This is a genomic window from Streptomyces virginiae (assembly GCF_040638905.1).
Classification (GTDB): domain Bacteria; phylum Actinomycetota; class Actinomycetes; order Streptomycetales; family Streptomycetaceae; genus Streptomyces; species Streptomyces virginiae_B.
In genome coordinates, this window is sequence record NZ_JBEZYV010000002.1 from 105252 (window position 1) to 121608 (window position 16357).

16 protein-coding genes and 1 pseudogene are annotated in these 16357 nt (G+C 73.7%); 6 read left to right on the forward strand and 11 right to left on the reverse strand.

Going from position 1 to position 16357, the window contains the following annotated elements; genetic code table 11:
• Position 1: 1 nt before the first annotated feature.
• The gene (locus AB0F82_RS03915; RefSeq protein WP_362623670.1) at positions 2–859 is read right to left on the reverse strand and encodes a 2OG-Fe(II) oxygenase; all 858 of its coding nucleotides are present in this window, start codon (positions 857–859) and stop codon (positions 2–4) included.
• 160 nt (positions 860–1019) lie between these two features.
• Between AB0F82_RS03915 and AB0F82_RS03920 the strand changes: the two genes are divergently transcribed.
• The gene (locus tag AB0F82_RS03920) at positions 1020–1193 is read left to right on the forward strand and encodes a hypothetical protein (protein ID WP_362623672.1); all 174 of its coding nucleotides are present in this window, start codon (positions 1020–1022) and stop codon (positions 1191–1193) included.
• Positions 1194–1392: 199 nt separating this feature from the next.
• The gene (locus tag AB0F82_RS03925; protein ID WP_362623674.1) at positions 1393–1773 is read left to right on the forward strand and encodes a VOC family protein; all 381 of its coding nucleotides are present in this window, start codon (positions 1393–1395) and stop codon (positions 1771–1773) included.
• 77 nt (positions 1774–1850) lie between these two features.
• Here AB0F82_RS03925 and AB0F82_RS03930 read toward each other — a convergent pair whose 3' ends face one another.
• Positions 1851–3185, reverse strand: a complete 1335-nt coding sequence (locus AB0F82_RS03930) for a serine hydrolase domain-containing protein (RefSeq protein WP_362623677.1) — start codon at positions 3183–3185, stop codon at positions 1851–1853.
• A 211-nt stretch (positions 3186–3396) separates the two neighbouring features.
• Positions 3397–4194 (reverse strand): 3-hydroxybutyrate dehydrogenase, encoded by a 798-nt coding sequence (locus tag AB0F82_RS03935; RefSeq protein WP_362623680.1) that lies wholly within the window; start codon positions 4192–4194, stop codon positions 3397–3399.
• A 269-nt stretch (positions 4195–4463) separates the two neighbouring features.
• On the opposite strand from AB0F82_RS03935, the gene AB0F82_RS03940 reads away from it, so the two are divergent.
• Positions 4464–4901 (forward strand): hypothetical protein, encoded by a 438-nt coding sequence (locus tag AB0F82_RS03940; RefSeq protein ID WP_362623683.1) that lies wholly within the window; start codon positions 4464–4466, stop codon positions 4899–4901.
• Here the strand turns inward: AB0F82_RS03940 and AB0F82_RS03945 are convergent.
• Together AB0F82_RS03945 and AB0F82_RS03950 are read right to left on the reverse strand one after the other, a co-directional pair.
• Entirely contained in the window at positions 4873–5571 is a 699-nt protein-coding gene (locus tag AB0F82_RS03945; protein WP_362623685.1) for an HAD family hydrolase, read from the reverse strand. The genes AB0F82_RS03940 and AB0F82_RS03945 overlap by 29 nt on opposite strands.
• Before the next feature lie 94 nt (positions 5572–5665).
• Positions 5666–7108 (reverse strand): L,D-transpeptidase, encoded by a 1443-nt coding sequence (locus AB0F82_RS03950; protein WP_362623688.1) that lies wholly within the window; start codon positions 7106–7108, stop codon positions 5666–5668.
• A gap of 168 nt (positions 7109–7276) precedes the next feature.
• On the opposite strand from AB0F82_RS03950, the gene AB0F82_RS03955 reads away from it, so the two are divergent.
• Together AB0F82_RS03955 and AB0F82_RS03960 are read left to right on the forward strand one after the other, a co-directional pair.
• Positions 7277–7783, forward strand: a complete 507-nt coding sequence (locus AB0F82_RS03955; RefSeq protein ID WP_362623691.1) for a GNAT family N-acetyltransferase — start codon at positions 7277–7279, stop codon at positions 7781–7783.
• Between the two features lie 79 nt (positions 7784–7862).
• Positions 7863–8852 carry an NAD-dependent epimerase/dehydratase family protein gene (locus tag AB0F82_RS03960; RefSeq protein ID WP_362623693.1) on the forward strand — a complete coding sequence of 330 codons (990 nt, stop codon included), beginning with the start codon at positions 7863–7865 and terminating at the stop codon, positions 8850–8852.
• A gap of 24 nt (positions 8853–8876) precedes the next feature.
• On the opposite strand, the gene AB0F82_RS03965 is transcribed toward AB0F82_RS03960, so the two are convergent.
• From AB0F82_RS03965 to AB0F82_RS03980, 4 genes and pseudogenes are all read right to left on the reverse strand, one after another.
• Positions 8877–9662: a class I SAM-dependent methyltransferase gene (locus tag AB0F82_RS03965; protein WP_362624388.1), complete on the reverse strand. Its 786-nt coding sequence runs from the start codon at positions 9660–9662 to the stop codon at positions 8877–8879.
• Between the two features lie 516 nt (positions 9663–10178).
• Positions 10179–10265, reverse strand: a pseudogene (locus AB0F82_RS03970) (hypothetical protein); the annotation flags it as partial.
• A gap of 55 nt (positions 10266–10320) precedes the next feature.
• Positions 10321–12348, reverse strand: coding sequence for a prolyl oligopeptidase family serine peptidase (locus tag AB0F82_RS03975; RefSeq protein ID WP_362623695.1), 2028 nt, complete (start codon positions 12346–12348; stop codon positions 10321–10323).
• A 127-nt stretch (positions 12349–12475) separates the two neighbouring features.
• Positions 12476–13537: an AI-2E family transporter gene (locus tag AB0F82_RS03980; RefSeq protein ID WP_362623698.1), complete on the reverse strand. Its 1062-nt coding sequence runs from the start codon at positions 13535–13537 to the stop codon at positions 12476–12478.
• A 264-nt stretch (positions 13538–13801) separates the two neighbouring features.
• Here AB0F82_RS03980 and AB0F82_RS03985 point away from each other — a divergent pair, with 264 nt between their 5' ends.
• Positions 13802–15082 carry an MFS transporter gene (locus tag AB0F82_RS03985; RefSeq protein WP_362623701.1) on the forward strand — a complete coding sequence of 427 codons (1281 nt, stop codon included), beginning with the start codon at positions 13802–13804 and terminating at the stop codon, positions 15080–15082.
• 22 nt (positions 15083–15104) lie between these two features.
• On the opposite strand, the gene AB0F82_RS03990 is transcribed toward AB0F82_RS03985, so the two are convergent.
• Complete coding sequence (locus AB0F82_RS03990; RefSeq protein ID WP_362623704.1) at positions 15105–15278, reverse strand: hypothetical protein; 174 nt, start codon at positions 15276–15278, stop codon at positions 15105–15107.
• Positions 15279–15519: 241 nt separating this feature from the next.
• Positions 15520–16317 (reverse strand): MBL fold metallo-hydrolase, encoded by a 798-nt coding sequence (locus AB0F82_RS03995; RefSeq protein ID WP_362623706.1) that lies wholly within the window; start codon positions 16315–16317, stop codon positions 15520–15522.
• Between the last annotated feature and the right edge of the window lie 40 nt (positions 16318–16357).

Sequence of the window (16357 nt, forward strand, 5' to 3'; positions counted from 1 at the left end):
TCTACGTCGTCCCGCGGGGCGCGGGGAGCGTGAGGCGGGAGGCCGGGTCCGCGGCCGGCAGGGCGATGGGGCTGGCGCCGTCGTGGTCGTGCTCCACGTCCGCGAGCGGGCGGGTGCGTTCGGCGGCGTGGGCCAGCCAGGGCCAGATGCGGAACCTCTCGTCGGCCCCCGCGACTGCGGGCCCGGTGCCGCTGATCCATGTGGTGAGGGTGAAGCGGTGGTCGGCGAAGTGCCCGCTGGGGCAGGTCGACGGGATGACCTCGTGGAAGGCGCCGGCCGGGAAGAAGACGATGGTGTCGTGCTCGGGCTCGATGGTGCGGTAGGACTCCGCCGGCCGGGCGCCGCCGTCGACGAGCAGGGTGTCGTAGAGCCGGAGCTGGCCGCCGCCGAACCCGCGCGGCTCGCGGTGGAGGTAGTACACCGCGGAGAGGGCCGAACCGACGTCGCGGACCCGTGAGGCGTCGGTGTGGATGCCGTAGTGGCCTCCTTCGCCGTGCGACGTCAGGACCGTCAGGGTCTGCGTGAGCGCCGCCCGGTGGCCGAGGATCTCCTGGACGAGGGGCAGGCAGTCCGCCAGGTGCGCGCTGAACACGGAGCTGGTGACGGGGAGGACGAGGGAGCTGCGGCCCTTGTGGGAGACCTGGCCCGAGAGGGGGTCGAGGACCGTCCCCGCGTTGAAGTCGGCCTCCCGGGAGATCGCGTACGACAGCAGGGTGCCGGCGCGTTCGGCGCCGAGGAAGTTCTCGAAGCGGCACACCGGCGCCGGTACCACAGGGGCCGTGGACCACTGATCTGAGGGAGGCAGGGACTGGATGCCGATTTCCGCCGGGGTGGCCGATTCCATCGCGTATCCGCTCATGGCCAGGAACCGTACGCGCGGTGGCGGGAGCCGCCGAAGGGGCACATGGGGGGCGCACGGTGGAACACCGGCCCGGCGCCATGCGCTACGGGCGCGGGCGGGCCCGCCCCCTGCGCGCGAGGTCCCGCGGTGGTCCCGTGGGCGTTTCGTCGGCGCACCCGTGACATCGACCGGTCCCGAGGGCTGGTCACACCACCCTTCCATCCAGCGCGACCTCCGCCTGCCCTTTCCGGCGCCCGTGCGGGAGGCGTCCCAGGTCGGCGAACAGATCCAGCTCCTCCTCAGCGCGGCCCACGCCTGCCCGAAGCGCCGCCACCTGCCCGCCCGCCCCTAGGTCGTCTCGTCAAGTCCCGCCGGGCCGGTGGGGCCTGCCCCGCCCTTCGGGCGGCCGACGCTGCTTCGACGACACTCCCTGGGGCATGCCTTCCGGATCTTGCCGGCCCCTCGGCGGCCGTGCGGGGGGCGGCTTGCGGGGGGACGATGGAGCGTGCGGGCCGCGTTCGGCCGGGCCGGGACAGGCGGAGGGAGAGACCATGCTCGGAGACAGCAAGGCATTCAGCGGTTTTTCGGTCGACAGCATCGACGCCGCGAAGGACTTCTACGGCTCCACCCTCGGCCTGCGGGTCTCGGAGGAGAACGGGATGCTGTCGCTGCACCTCGGCGGGGGCGCCGACGTGCTGGTGTACCCCAAGGACAACCACACCCCGGCGACCTTCACCGTGCTCAACTTCCCGGTGGCCGACATCGACCGGGCCGTCGACGACCTCGGCGCGCGCGGTGTGGCCTTCGAGCGCTACGACGGCTTCGGGCAGAACGAGAAGGGGATCTCCCGGGACGAAGGCGGGCCCCCGATCGCCTGGTTCAAGGACCCGGCCGGGAACGTCCTCTCCGTGCTCGAGGTGGGCGGGGCCTGAGGCGTCTCTTGCGGATCGTGCCGGGCCCGCGCTGCCCGGCACGACCGCAAGAGACGGCCTGGCCGGCACGACCTGGTTCAGCGGGCGCGGAGTGCCGGAAGGGCCGGTGACAGGGCTGCCGGGCCCTCGATGGAATCCTTGGTCGGAGGCCGCGGCGCCGTCCTGCCGCACAGGGCCTGGTCGCGGTAGTCGCGCATGGCGGCGTCGGCCGGGTGCGGGTCGAATGCGGTGCCCGCCTCGTTGACGCGCTGGTATTTCGTAAGGTTGTGTCCGAGGGCGAACTGTCGGCTGCCGTCCGGGCTGGACAGGGCTATCGTGCCGGCGCCCCAGACGCCGCCGTCGTGGCCCCAGGCCGGGCCGCAGGGCGTTTCGAGGGAGAAGATGCCGAGGCCGTAGCGCAGGACCACCGCTCCCGTTTCGTCCTTGACGTCGTAGGTGGTGCGCATCCGGTCCAGCTGGCGGCGCGGCAGCAGGTCGCCGGCCAGCAGGGCCCGGTAGAAGGTGTTCAGGTCCTGCGGGGTGGAGACGAGGGCTCCCGCGGTGCCGCCCCAGGTCATGTTGTAGACGCTGTAGTCGCGCGGCGGGTCGATGAGCCCGTAGAAGCTCTCGTACATGCGGGGGTGGGCACCGCGGATGTACGGGTCGGTGCCGGGGAAGTAGGTGTCCCGCAGGCCGGCCCGCCGGATGACGTCCTCGGCGATGAGCCGCTCGGGGTCCCGGCCGGTCACCTTGCGCACGATCTCGCCCAGCAGGATGTAGTTGGTGTTGGAGTAGCTCCAGTCGGTGCCGGGTTCGAACCGCTGTGGCCGGGCCACCCCGTAACCGATCAGCTCGGTGGGCCGGATCGTGCGGAAGCGGTGGTCGTCCAGGCTGGTGGTGGTGCCCTGCCGGAGCGAGGGGAAGGCGTCAGCGATGTAGTCCTCGATGCCGCTGGTGTGGTTGAGGAGCATGCGCACGCTCACCTTGCGGCCGCGCTCGCCGGGCAGGAGGTCGGGCACGTAGTCGCCGACCGGCCGGTCCAGCTCGATGCGGCCCTTGGCGTTCTGCTGGAGCACGGCGACGGCGGTGAACGTCTTGGTGACGCTGCCGACCCGGTGGCGGAGGTCGGAGCGGACCGGGCGCCCGGTGGTGAGGTCCGCGGTGCCGGAGGCGGCGTCGAAGCGCTCACGGCCGTGGCGGGCCGCGGCGAAGACGCCGTACACGCCCGCGTCCCGGACCGCGTCGAGCCTGGCCTGGAGCTCGGCCCGGTCGAGGCGGCGGCCGGCGGCCGGTGCCTCGGCTGCCGGTGCACCCGGACCCGCGGCGCTCGCGGCGGGAGCGAGGCCCGCCAGCAGGGCCGCGGCCGCGGCGGTCGCCGAGGCCGCGCGGCGCAGTCGCCGCAAGGGTCGGTCGACGGGACGGGGGTGGCTCATGGCGGCTCCTCGTCGGCGGCCCGTTGGGGCCGGTGATCCGGTGATCCGGTGATCCCGTGATCCGGTGATCCGGTGATCGGTACCCCTCGATTCTTCGCGACCGGCCGCCGCGGAACTTCCTCCGCCAGGACCAACCAGGCGTCAACCTCCAGAAGGAGCGACACCTTGACGGCCCATTACATTTGTCACGTCGCGGCCGGCCGCGCGCCGCTCATGTCGCGGTCCAGCCGCCGTCCAGGGGGATCGAGGCGCCGGTGAGGTAGCCGGTGTGGGGGCCGCAGAGCCAGAGGACGGCGGCGGCCACCTCCTCCGGTTCGATCAGCCGTTTGACGGCGGAGCGGCCGAGCAGCACCTCGCTGACGACCCGGTCCGCGTCGATCCCGTGGGCGGCCGCCTGGGCCTCGATCTGCCGCTCCACCAGCGGCGTGCGGACGTAGCCGGGGTTGACGCAGTTGCTGGTGACCCCGTGCGGCGCGCCTTCGACGGCCGTGACCTTGCTCAGTCCTTCGAGGGCGTGCTTCGCGGTCACGTAGCCGGCCTTGAAGGCGCTGGCGCGCAGCCCGTGCACGCTGGAAATGTTGACGACGCGGCCCCAGCCCCGGGTGTACATGTGCGGCAGGATCCGGCGGAGCAGCAGGAAGGGGGCGTGGACCATCACCCGCTGGATGAGTTCGAAGCGGTCCGGGGGGAATTCGGCCAGGGGCGCGACGTGCTGGAGTCCGGCGTTGTTGACCAGGATGTCGACATCGGCGGGGAGTTCGCCGATCGGGGCGGCCCGCGCCAGGTCGGCGACGTGGGCCCGGCCGCCGATCGCCTCGGCGACGGTACCGGCCGCCGCGGCGTCGATGTCCACGACGTGCACGTGGGCCCCGGCCGCGGCGAGCGCGGTGGCGCAGGCCCGTCCGATGCCGCTGCCTGCCCCGGTCACCATGGCGGTACGACCCGCCAGGTCGACGACGGCTGATGCGGCTGCTGGCCCGTGGAACACGGGAGGGAAGGCGCTCGTCATGGCGGGAATCATCGGCGACGACCCGGGTCCGGTCCCATGTGCGGGCGCACCACAGTCCGCCGGCGGGGTGTGGCGGCCGCCACCGGCCGACCATGGGGCCGAGGAAGGCACAGCGCCTGCGTCCGGGCACTTCGTCCACGGTGTCCCCCACGGGTGTACGAGGGCGCTCCCACGGGGCCTACCGGTACGCGGGGCCGGCCGGACCGCTGTCACTGGTCCGCCCCCGGGAGCCGGGGCCGCGGCGTCCGGTCGGCGGCGGACTTCGAGGAGTGGGTGTCGACGCTGCCGGCGCGGATCTCGCCGAGCCGTTCACGTTCGTCGTCGACACCGCCGGCCTGCTCCGGCTCGCACCGCGGCGCGGTGAGCACGTCGTGTGTGCGGGCGGTGCGGCGGTCCTGGCCGCCGGGGGGGCGGGGTTCTCCCGGGCGGGCGGGGCGTGGGCGGTCGGCGAGGTCAGCAACCAGTCGACCGGCTACTGCCCCGACGTCCGCTCGTGGGAGGCGGTCGCGGACGCGCCGGACGCGGCCGGGCCCGGGCAACCGGGTTGGTTCGCACGCGTGGTGTTCCGCAGGTGTCCCCGCTGCCGGGAGCTCGGCATCGTGCGCGAGCAGGACGTCGCGTGCGTGTTCTGCGACGGGCCGCTGCCGGACCGGTGGAACGTCGACGACGACCCGGGGGCTATCCCAGCAGGTCCAGGAGGGGGGTGAGGCCGTTCGGCCGCCGGTCGACCGGCAGGTGGTCGACGAAGTGCACCGGGCAGCCGAGCGCTGCGGCGCCGCCGTCCGCGCGGCGGTCGTCCCCGACCATCAGCACCTCGGCGGGCGGCAGGCCGAGCCGTTCGCAGGCGGTCCGGAAGATCCGCGGATCGGGCTTCTGGACGCCCAGTTCGTAGGAGAGCACGTAGGCGTCGACCAGCTCGTCCAGGCCGTGCGTGCGGAAGATCGGCCGCAGGTCCCATCCGATGTTGCTCACGACGGCCACGGGGATGCCCCGCCGCCGCAGTTCGCGCAGCGTCGGGCCGGTGTCCGGGTAGGGCCGCCAGGCGGCGGGGCTCATGTGGCGGTCGTAGAGCGCCTGGGCCAGCTCCGGCTCGGGCTCCGGCAGGCCGGCCGCCAGCGCCAGGCCGCCGTAGGCCGCCCGGTGTTGACCGGCGCTCACGTCCCGTTCCGCCCACAGCGCTTCGAGGTGCGGGGGCATCCGCCGGGGTGCGCAACCGCCCGGCAGGGCGCCGTACTCCGTCAGCCGCCCCGCCGTCGCGCGGAACTCCTCGTCGGACAGCCGGACACCGGTCGCCGCCAGGCCGGCGCCGAGCCAGTCCTCGGTCGACTCGATGCGCAGCAGCGTCCCGGAGAAATCGAACATCACTCCTGTGATCATGCGCTGATCGTAAGCCGGACCGTGTGCGGTTGGCGTTCGGGTGGATCACCCCCGGGGAGCGGCCCGGCGTACCTCAGGGCCCCGATACCCGGGCTCAGGTGGTCGGGTGCAGGCGGGACGGGGTGAGCGGTGAGCCCTGCGGCGCCGCGTCCACGTCGGCCAGGGCGCTACCGGCCAGCCAGCTCCGCCAGTCCACGTTCCAGTCGCCGAAGCCGTTGTCGAAGGGTGCCATCTTCGCTCCGCCGCTGTTGACCACCTCCACGATGTCCCCCTCGCGGACCGTCTTGAAGAACCAGGCGGCGTTCTCGGTGCTCATGCCCGTGCAGCCGTGGCTGACGTTCTCCTCGCCCTGCGACTCCACCGACCAGGGCGCCGCGTGGATGTACTCGCCGCTCCAGGTGACCCGCGTCGCGTAGGAGACGGGCAGGTCGTAGAACTCCTTGGTGCCGCGCTGGATGCCGACGGTGTCGCCGCGCATGCGGACCTTGGACTCCTTGCGCAGCACGACCTTGATGCCGCTGCGGGTCCTGAAGCCCTCCTTGCCGGTGGTGACCGGGATCGTCCTGATGACGCGTCCGTTGCGGCGTACGGTCATGCGGTGGGTGGCGGAGTCGGTGACGGCCTCGATGCGGTCCCCGATGGTGAACTCCAGGTCCTTCGAGGGGCCTCCGTAGGCGTGGTCGCCGACCTCGACCCCGTCGAGTCCGCTGCGGACGCGCACCACCGTGTGCGCGGGCCAGTAGGTACGGGGCCGGAAGTGCAGGTTCGCATCGTCGACCCAGTGCCAGGCGCCCTCGACGTGCGGCTCCGAGGTGACCTCCAGCGCCTGCTCCAGCCGGGCCCGCGCCACGGGGTCGTCGGCCGGAACGGGCTTGCTGAGGGCTGCCGTCACGATCTCGCCGACCCCGTACGTGCCGGGGCCCGGCCCGAACTCGACGGTCAGCCGGCCCCCGTCCGCGGGTGGCTCGGTCCGAAAGGCCATGGTCACGCCGACCGGGGTGCCGGCCGCGTCCTGCGCACCGACCTGGACGGTGTAGGTCTCCCCCGCGCGCAGCGACTCGGTGTTCAGCCAGCGGTCGCTGTGCGGGCCGAGCGCACCGGCCAGGTGGCGGCCGTGCCCGTCGCGGACGGTCACGTCCGTGATGCGGCCCGGTTCGGTGAGGGTGATCTCCAGGGGCCCGCCGGAGTCGGTGGCCAGTACCTGAGCCTGGGCGTCGCGAGCGGCGTCGGCGAGGACCGGCTCCTTGAGTACGGATCCCACCCCGCCCGCGGTGGCCCGTACCCGCTGCTCCTGCCAGCCGCTGCACAGCCCGGGCCGGAACACCCGGGCCGCGCACCGCCCTTCGCCCGCCCCGTGTGCCCCTTCCAGCACTCTGCCCACCAGCAGGGTGACCGCCGCTTCCCGCGGGGGCCCCGCGGCTTTCGCGTCCGCGGAGGTCTCGTCGGGCACCCGGCCCGGTGCTGCGGCGACGACCAGCATGGCCCCCGTCACCGCGGCCAGGGCGCCCCACGCCTTGGTCGGTCGTGTCCGTCGCATTCGTGGCATAGCCGTATCAAACCGATGGATCGTCAACATGATGATCATGCGGCTCGGGGCTGGGGCCGAACGGGCACCCGAAGTGACTCGGACGGAGCACAGAGCGCGGCGGTCGGGGCCGCGGAAACTCGCGTGCCCCCGGACGGCTCCGCGGCGGACAATGCCGTCATGCCTGTACGCGCGGTGCATCCGGACGAACTGACGGTCCTCCAGGACATCGAGAGGGCGGCCGGGCGCTGCTTCCGGGACATCGGCATGCCGGAGATCGCCGCCGACGAGCCCCTGACGCTCGACGAGCTCGCCCCCTATCGGGAGGCCGGGCTCGCCTGGGTGGCGGTGGACGGCGCCGACGCCCCGGTCGCCTATCTGATCGCCGAGCGCGTCGAGGGCAACCTCCACGTGGAGCAGGTGTCCGTGCATCCCGACCACGCGCGCCGGGGTGTCGGCCGGTCGCTGCTGGAGCACCTGGCGGAGGTCGCCGTGCGCGAGGGCGTGCCCGCGCTGACGCTCACCACCTTCACCGAGGTGCCGTGGAACGCCCCGTACTACGCCCGTTGCGGCTTCCGCCCGCTCGGCGAGGACGCGCTCACCCGAGGCCTGCGGGAGATCCGCGCCCGCGAGGCGGCCCACGGCCTGGACCGGTGGCCGCGCGTGTGCATGCGGCGCGACCTCTGAGCCCGGAGCGGATCCCCGCGCCCTTCGCCGACCGCGAACCGGGGTCGCGTTCGCGTCGGCCGTGTGCTGGGGTGGGGCGATGGATCTTCTGATACTGGGCGGAACCGCGTGGCTGGGCCGTGAGATCACCCGGCAGGCGGTGGAGCGCGGGCACGCGGTGACGTGCCTGGCGCGCGGTGAGAGTGGCGAAGTCGCCCCCGGCGCACGCCTGGTGGCGGCGGACCGGAAGGACGGGGCCGCCTACGCCGGGCTCCTCGACCGCGACTGGGACTCGGTGGTGGAGGTGTCCTGGCAGCCTGCGTTCGTCCGCGACGCGCTCGTGGCGCTGGCGGAGCGGACCCGGCACTGGACGTACGTCTCGTCGGTCAGCGCCTACGCCGATCACCGCACGGTCGGCGCCGACGAGTCGGCGGCGCTCCTGGCGCCCACGCAGGAGCAGTACGTGGGGCGGGAGCAGTACGGGGAGGCCAAGGTCGCCTGTGAAGCGGCCGTGCGCGCCGCCGTCGGGGACCGTCTCGCCGTCGCGCGGGCCGGCCTGATCGGCGGCCCGGGAGACCACTCCGGACGCTCGGGGTACTGGGTGGCCCGTGCCGCCCGCCCGGTGGACCAGCCCATGCTCGTACCGCACTCCCCCGGCCTGCCGACGCAGGTGGTGGACGTACGGGATCTCGCGGGCTGGCTGCTGGACCTCGCGCGCGAGGGCACCGTCGGGACCTACGACGCCGTGGGGCCCGTCGTGCCGTTCGACGAGTGGGTCGACCTGTCGCGGCGCGTGGCCGGCCACACCGGGGAGGTGGTGCCGGCGGACCCGACATGGGTCCTGGACCAGGGGGTCGGGCCGTTCATGGGCCCGGAGTCGATGGCCATGTGGATGCCGGAGCCGGGCTGGGAGGGCTTCTGCGCCCGCAGCGGAGCCGCGGCGCGCGCGGCCGGGCTGCGGCACCGGCCGCGTGCGGAGATGCTCGCGGACCTGCTGGAGTGGGAGCGCGCCGAGGGCCTGGACCGCTCCCGCCGGGCCGGCCTGAGCCCCGCCCGGGAACGCGAACTGCTCGCCGCCCTCGGCGGCTGAAGTCCCCTGCGCGGCCGGGCCCGGTCAGCGCCGCGGCCTCGTCGCGACGGCGGCCCCGATGCGCAGCGTCCGGTCGTACGTGCCCCGGGGGTCGTGGTCGAGCAGGGCCCGGCGCAGCTGTGTCCCGAAGGCGGCCATGCGGTCGCCCAGTACGGCCGGGCTGGTGGCGGGGAGGGAGAGCTGGAGGCCGATCACCTCGTCCACGGTGTGGCGCAGGGGCTGCTCCCAGCGATGGGTCTCGACGCGGGAGAGCGGCGACTTCGCGAGACGCTCGACGAGATCGTCCCAGTCGGCCCCCACGTCCGCCGGACGCGCCTCGGATCCGAGGAAACGGTCGCGCACCTCCTCGACGACGGTGAGCCAGGCCGGCCGCGGATCACCGGGCCGGTGCAGGGAGGTGACGACGGCGATCCCGCCCCGGGGTGCGAGCACCTCGTCCAGATCGGCCGGCACCCGCCCGCGGTCCATCCGGTGGAAGGCCCTGCCGATGACGCACAGGTCGATCCTGGGCAGGCACAGCCGGGTGACGGCGGCGTCGTCGCCCCGCAGCCACGAGATGTTCGTGAGGCCCCGCTCCTCGGCCAGCCGGGCCCCCTCGGCGAGCATCGCCGGCTCCGGGTCGACGGCGTACACGTGGTCGGACAGGGGGGCCAGGGGCAGGCTGAGCGTGCCGGGGCCGGCGCCGAGGTCCAGGACGGTCTGGGAGCCGTCGAGCGCGAAGCGGTCCACCAGCAGGGTGTGGAGCTCCCGCGGGTACGGGGGCCGGTAGCGGGCGTAGTAGGGGGCGGCGGACGCGAACGGGGTGCTCATGGGGTCCTCCCTCCGGTGGTGCACCCGCCGATCGTGGGGCACGAAACCGGATTCGGCGGCGACTGGCGTCCCGAATCCCCCGAACGGATGTCTGCGCGGCGCCCCGGGACGCCTTTCTCCCGTCATCCGGTGTTTCCCCGGCGTTCGTGCGCCGTACCTCGTCGGGCGGGCCGCCTGCGCCGGCGGACGCCTGGGTTCGAGGCTCCGCCGGCGCGAGCCGATCGGGCCGGGATCCCGGCCCGGGGGGCACGGACGCCGGCAGCAGCCGGGTGTAGGGGCCCTGGGGCGCCGCGAGCAGCTCGGCGACCGGGCTGTGCTCCAGGGTCCGCCCCGGTACGTCACCAGGGCCTTGCCGCAGATGTGGCGGACCACCGCCAGGGCGTGGCTGACGAAGACCGGCCCGATGCCGGTGTCGCGCCGGATGTCCGACAGCAGGTTGAGGACCTGCGCCCGGACGGACGGGTCGAGGGCGGACACCGCCTCGTCGAGCACGAGGACGGCGGGTTCGACCACGAGCGCCCGGGCGATGGCGGCGCGCCGGCGCCGGCCGCCGGAGAGGTGTCCTCCCCCCGGGCCGGACCCCGGACACCGCCGCCGCGCCACCGCGGGGACCCGAGTGAAACGGGCCGGGCGCGCCGCGCGCGTGCCCGGCGGCCGCTCACTTCGACGGGGTCAGCCGCTCCCACAGGAAGGTGTGGACCAGGGCCTCGTTGAAGGCCGTCTGCCGGTGGTCGGTGGCACCCGCGTGGCCGCCGCCGATGTGCTCGTGGAAGAGCACGGGATGCCCGGCCTCGCGCAGCCGCGCGGCCATCTTGCGGGCGTGCCCCGGATGGACCCGGTCGTCGCGGGTCGACGTGAGCAGGAGCAGCGGCGGGTACGCGGGCCCGTCCGTCCGGATCCGGTGGTACGGGGAGATGTCCTCCAGGTGGGGCCGGTCCGCCGGGTCGTCGGGATCGCCGTACTCGGCGATCCAGCTGGCGCCGGCGAGCAGCTTGTGGAAGCGGAGCATGTCCAGCAGCGGCACGTGCGCGACGACCGCGCCGAAGAGATCCGGTTCGCGGGTGAGCATCGCGCCCATCAGAAGGCCGCCGTTGCTGCCGCCCTCGATGCCCAGCTGGGCCGCGGTGGTGATGTCCCGGGATACGAGGTCCCGGGCGACGGCCGCGAAGTCCTCGTACGCCCGGATCCGGTTCGCGCCGAGCGCCGCCCGGTGCCAGCCGGGCCCGTACTCGTGGCCGCCCCTGATGCCGGCGACGGCGTAGGTGCCGCCGCGCGCGAGCCAGGCGCGGCCGGTGACCGCGCTGTAGGAGGGGACCATGGAGACCTCGAAGCCGCCGTAGCCGTAGAGCAGGGTGGGTCCGGGTGCGGACCGCTCCTCGGGTCCGACGACGAAGTAGGGCACCCGGGTGCCGTCGGCGGAGGTCGCGAAGAACTGGCTCACGGTGAGACCGGCGGTGTCGAAGAGCGCCGGGCTCTGCTTGACGGGCTCGCTGTCGTCCTCGCCGCCCGCCGTGCCCCGGTAGAGGGTGGAGGGCTGCAGGAAGCCGGAGACGTGGTGGAAGTACTCGTCGCCGACGTCCGGGTCGGTGCAGGTGACCGAGGCGGTGGACAGGGGCGGCAGGCCCGGCAGCGGTGCGCGGCTCCAGCCGTCCGGGCCGGGCGTGAGCAGCTCCATGGCGGAGGAGACGTCCGCGCGGGTGCTGAGGATGAGGTGGTTGCGGGTCCAGCTGTATCCGGCGAGCGCGGTGCGCTCGTCCGGGGTGAACAGGACCTCGGCGTCCCGCGCCCCCTCCTGGAACGCGGTGAAGTCGAAGGCGAGCAGGCTGCCCGCGGGGTGGCCGAGCCAGGGCGTCCTGGTGGTGACGGTCAGCCACTCCCGGTGGACCGAGGCGCTCGCGTCGTCCGGTACGTCGATCTTCGCGGGCGAGCCGGCGGCGTCCTCGGGCAGGAGGAACAGCTGCTGGTGCCAGAAGTCGATCTGTCGGTGGACGAAGTCCCGCTCGAAGCCGGGGGTGTCGTCGTGCCAGCCCGAGGCGGACAGGTCCGACGGGCGGCCCTCGTAGACGAGCTCGGCGTCTACGAGGGGGGTGCCGCGGCGCCAGCGGCGGACCTGGAGCGGGTAACCGGAGGCGGACATCGAACCGGGGCCGAAGTCCGTCCCGATCCAGACCCGCTCATGGTCGATCCACCCGATCCGCGTCTTGGCCTCGGCGACCGTGAACCCGTCCGTGACGAATTCCAGGGTCTCCAGGTCGAACTCGCGCACGACGCAGGCGTCGGCGCCGTCCCTGGAGAGCAGGACCAGGGCGTGCCGGTGCGCGGGCGCCAGGACCCGGCTGCCAGCCCAGGCCCACTTCTCCCCTTCGGCGTCGGCCAGCGCGTCGAGGTCCAGCAGGACCTCCCAGGCCGGGCGGTCCGTGCGGTACTCCTCCAGGGTGGTCCGCCGCCACAGGCCGCGTACGTGGTCGGCGTCCTGCCAGAAGTTGTAGAGGTGGCGGCCGCGGCGGACGACGTACGGGATCCGGCCGTCGTCGTCCAGCACCTCGCGCATCTCCTGTTCGAGCACCTTGAAGCCGGGGTCGCCGGTCAGCGCGTCCACGGTCTCGGCGTTGCGCTCCCGGACCCAGGCGAGGGCGGTCTCGCCGGATACGTCTTCCAGCCACAGGTAGGGGTCTTCATCGCTCATCAGGCGATTGTGCAGGAAGCGACCGGCGGGTGTCCGCCGTCCCGCCGTCCCGCCCCTCCGCCGTCCCGCCGTCCCGCCGCCCGAGTCGGCCCGCCGGCCGCGACGGCCCGGGCGGGACCGCCGTCGGTCACTCGTCCGCCGTGCGCGCTGCCGTGCGGCGGGCCTCGCGCAGGGCCGAGTGGACCGACCAGACGACGGAGACCAGCGGGACCGCGACCACGGCACCGACGACGCCGGCGGCGATCGCGCCCGCGACCACCGAGATCGCCACGACCAGCGGATGCAGGCGGACCGCCCGGCTCATCACCAGCGGGTGCAGCAGGTGACCCTCGATCTGGCCGATGATCACGATCAGCGCGACGACGATCGCCGCGACGACCGGCCCCTTCGCGGCGAGGGCGACGACCGCGGCGACCGCCAGCGCGACCGGTGACCCGATGAGGGGGACGAAGGCCGCGAAGAACTCCAGCAGCGCCAGCGGAACGGCCAGCGGGACCCCGAGGAAGTACAGCGCCAGCCCGACGAGGACCGCGTTCGTCGCCGCGACCACGACGATCCCGTGGGTGTACCCGGTGAAGGTGCGCCAGCCCGCGCGTCCGGCGATCGTCACGCGTTCCCGCGCGGTCTCGGGCAGCTGGTCGCAGAACCACGCCCACTGCCGGTCGCCGCCGTGGAGGAAGAAGAAGGAGCAGAAGACCGCGAGGGCGAGGACGGTGAGGACGTGGACGAGCCGGCCGGCTCCGCTGACCGCCTGGCTGAGGACGGTGGAGCGGTGGCTGGAGAGGTATTCGCCGATCCGGAACTGGACGTCGGAGAGCGCGTCCGGGTTCAGCCGGAAGGGCGGCTTCTCCAGCCACGTCTCGATGCTGGCGAGTCCCTCGCGGAACTCCCGGGCCAGGGTCGTGCTCTCCCCCGCCACCGCCTCGCCGACCAGGGTCAGCACGCCCAGCAGGAGCAGCGCGCTGCCGAGGAGGGTCAGGGCGACGGCGATCGTGCGGGGCACGGCCGTGGCGAGGCGCCGGGTGGGCACCCAGAGCAGCGCGGTGACGACGAGGCCGAGGAAGACCGCGACGGCGATCTCGTGGAACCGGCCCAGCAGGGCGAAGACCACGTAGACGGCGGCGCCGACGACCAGCAGGCGCCAGGCGTACGACGCGGCCGTACGCAGGAACGGTGACACCGGCGGCATGGACCATGGGTGCCACGGCGGGCGCGCGATGCCACGCCCCGAGCCCCGGATTCGCCCGTCCGGGGCGGAGCCCGAAGCCGACGTCCGGAGCCGGCGTCCGGCACGGGACCGGTGGGTGTCCGGCACCGGGCCGGTGGAACCCGGCACCGGCCGGTGGGGGGCGGCACGGGACCGGAAGGAGTGCGGCACGGGCCGGTGGGGGGTCGGCACGGGCCGGGAAAAATCCTTTGCCGGGATCGGGGCGGCCGCGCACGATGGCCTTCCGTGAGCACCTCCCGACTGACCGCCGTACTGCCCGACCTCGCCCCGTGGCGTTCCAGCCGTGACTTCCGGCTCCTCTTCTACCAGGGGACCGTGACGTACTTCGGCTCCTTCATGGCGATGATCGCGCTGCCGCTGCAGATCAAGCACCTGACGGACTCGCCGCTGGCCGTCGGTGCGATGGGCGCGGTGGAGCTGGTCCCGCTGGTCGTCTTCGGACTGTACGGGGGCGCGCTCGCGGACGCGGTCGACCGGCGGCGGATGATCCTGTTGACCGAAGCGGGGCTCGGGGTGCTGGCCCTGGTCCTCCTGGTGAACGCGCTGCTGCCGGACCCGCTGCTGTGGCCGCTGTACGTGGTCGCCGCGGGTGTGTCGGCCCTGGCCGGGCTGCAGCGGCCGGCCCTGGACTCGCTGATGGCGCGGATCGTGCCGCACGACCAGCTGACCGCCGCCGCGGCGCTCAACGGGCTGCGCTACCAGTTCGGCGCGATCGTCGGTCCCGCGCTGGCCGGCCTGGTCGTCGCCTACGCCGGTCACGCCTCGGCCTATGCCGTCACCGTGGCGGGTTTCCTCGGCTCCGTGGTGCTGTGCTCGCGGCTCAGTCCGGCCCCGCCCGTCGCGGGCGCGGAGCGTCCGTCGCTGCGCGGGATCGCCGAGGGCGCGCGCTACGCGTGGAGCCGGCCGGTGCTGCTGGGCACGTACGCCGTGGACCTCGCGGCGATGTTCTTCGCCTTCCCGAACACGATCTTCCCCTTCCTCGCGGACGAGCTGGACGCCGTGTGGGCGCTGGGTCTGATGTACGCGGCCGGGGCGGTGGGCTCGATGGTGCTGGGACTGACCAGCGGCTGGGTGTCCCGGGTACGCCGGCACGGGCTGCTGGTGGTCCTCGGGGCCACGGTCTGGGGTCTGGCGATCGCGGCGGCCGGCGTGTCGCCCGGCATCTGGCCGGTGCTGCTCTGCCTCGCCGTGGCGGGCGCGGCCGACATGCTGAGCGGGCTGGGCCGCGCCACGATCTGGAACCAGACGATCCCCGAGGAACTGCGCGGCCGGCTCGCGGGCATCGAGGTGCTCTCGTACAGCGTGGGCCCGCAGCTCGGCCAGGTGCGGGCGGGCACCATGGCCGGCTGGACGGGAACCCGCCCGGCCTTCTGGAGCGGCGGTCTGGCCTGCGTGGTCTCGGTCGCGGTGCTGGCCGCGCTGCTGCCGAAGCTGATCTCGTACGACGCGGACACCGACGAGGACGCGCTGCGCCGCCGGGCCGCGCGGGAGGCGGAGCCCGTGTGACGCGGGCCCGGTGCGGGCTCTGTCAGCCCTCCTTCTCCGCGAGGATCCGGTCGGCCGCGTAGTGCGGGCAGTTCAGGGCGTGCCAGGTCACCGAGAGGGAGGCCGCCCCCGTCCGCAGCGTGCGCACAGCGCCGTCGGCGGCGGTGGCCTTGCAGAAGGGGCACATGACGGTCTCCGGGCGTAGTAGATCGAACATGCCCAGTCCTTCCCGCAGGTTTCTCACACCGGACCTGTCCAGAACTATCAAATCCGGCGCCATTCGGCCGCAGTACCCGCAAGTACGGATGGGTATTGGGTGACGAGCCCGCGCGGGAAGATCGGTGGAACGCCGACGGGGAGCCGCCCCCGGGCGGCCGCCGTCACCCCGCAGGGGCGAACGACGTCGTACGGGTCGCCCGGCGCCACCGTGCTGACGGGGGCGGGGGGTGTCCGGCGGATCAGGGTTCGAAGGTCGCGAGCATCTGGGCCAGGGCGGCCTGGTCCGGCCCCGTGAACGGGTCGAGCCCCGGGACCGCGGCGATGGTGTCGAGGAGCTGCGGGGTGAGGCCCACCGCGGGTGGGAGGTGCGTGCACAGGACGGTCTGCGGATCCATCGTCCGCAGCGGATCCACGGTGGCCAGGAACCGGTCCGGGTCCACCAGCTGCACCCAGGGGCTGTCCACGCTCGCCCACAGCCGCTGGGACGCCCTCAGCTCATCGGCCGGCAGCTGCGTGACGTCCGTGCTCACCGCCAGGTCCGCGGTGGGCATGGGGCCGCCGAAGCAGTCGGAGCTGAAACAAGTCCGGGAGCGGTCGTCGTAGAAGCCGACGGTGGCCGGGTTGTCGAACAGCGGCGGCCTGAAGGCGTGGAGCGTACGGTCGCCCACGTCCAGGGTCTGGCCGGGGTTGAGGAAGTACAGCCGGTCCATGGGCAGCGGCCGCTCGGTGGACATGATCCCGGCGCCGAGGAACGTCGTCACCAGGCGGGCCTCGGGAGCGGCTTCGAGCAGGGCGAAGAGCCCCCCGGTGTGGTCGCGGTCGGGATGGGTCAGCCAGATCCACCGCACGTCGGCGGGGTCGATCACCGAACCGAGCACCTCCAGGAAGTCCCGGTCGGGCAGGCCGAGGCCGGTGTCCACGACCACCGGCTGCCCGGCGTGCAGCACGAACGCGTTGACCGGGAGGAATCCGATGCCCGGAACCTCGATGCAGTCCGCGAGGACGGTGGTCTCCGGTCCCACCTTGTGCGTGCTCATGGCGATCTCCACTGCTCTGCGGGGTTCGGGTCCTCCCTCC

Excerpts from the sequence above, each read along its gene's own strand:
- AB0F82_RS03995 (WP_362623706.1), bottom strand. The coding sequence starts at position 16,317 with ATGAGCACGCACAAGGTGGGACCGGAGACCACCGTCCTCGCGGACTGC.
- AB0F82_RS03960 (WP_362623693.1), top strand. The coding sequence starts at position 7,863 with ATGGATCTTCTGATACTGGGCGGAACCGCGTGGCTGGGCCGTGAGATC.
- AB0F82_RS03915 (WP_362623670.1), bottom strand. The coding sequence starts at position 859 with ATGAGCGGATACGCGATGGAATCGGCCACCCCGGCGGAAATCGGCATC.
- AB0F82_RS03990 (WP_362623704.1), bottom strand. The coding sequence starts at position 15,278 with ATGTTCGATCTACTACGCCCGGAGACCGTCATGTGCCCCTTCTGCAAG.
- AB0F82_RS03950 (WP_362623688.1), bottom strand. The coding sequence starts at position 7,108 with ATGCGACGGACACGACCGACCAAGGCGTGGGGCGCCCTGGCCGCGGTG.
- AB0F82_RS03935 (WP_362623680.1), bottom strand. The coding sequence starts at position 4,194 with ATGACGAGCGCCTTCCCTCCCGTGTTCCACGGGCCAGCAGCCGCATCA.
- AB0F82_RS03975 (WP_362623695.1), bottom strand. The coding sequence starts at position 12,348 with ATGAGCGATGAAGACCCCTACCTGTGGCTGGAAGACGTATCCGGCGAG.
- AB0F82_RS03955 (WP_362623691.1), top strand. The coding sequence starts at position 7,277 with ATGCCTGTACGCGCGGTGCATCCGGACGAACTGACGGTCCTCCAGGAC.
- AB0F82_RS03965 (WP_362624388.1), bottom strand. The coding sequence starts at position 9,662 with ATGAGCACCCCGTTCGCGTCCGCCGCCCCCTACTACGCCCGCTACCGG.
- AB0F82_RS03930 (WP_362623677.1), bottom strand. The coding sequence starts at position 3,185 with ATGAGCCACCCCCGTCCCGTCGACCGACCCTTGCGGCGACTGCGCCGC.
- AB0F82_RS03925 (WP_362623674.1), top strand. The coding sequence starts at position 1,393 with ATGCTCGGAGACAGCAAGGCATTCAGCGGTTTTTCGGTCGACAGCATC.
- AB0F82_RS03980 (WP_362623698.1), bottom strand. The coding sequence starts at position 13,537 with ATGCCGCCGGTGTCACCGTTCCTGCGTACGGCCGCGTCGTACGCCTGG.
- AB0F82_RS03945 (WP_362623685.1), bottom strand. The coding sequence starts at position 5,571 with ATGATCACAGGAGTGATGTTCGATTTCTCCGGGACGCTGCTGCGCATC.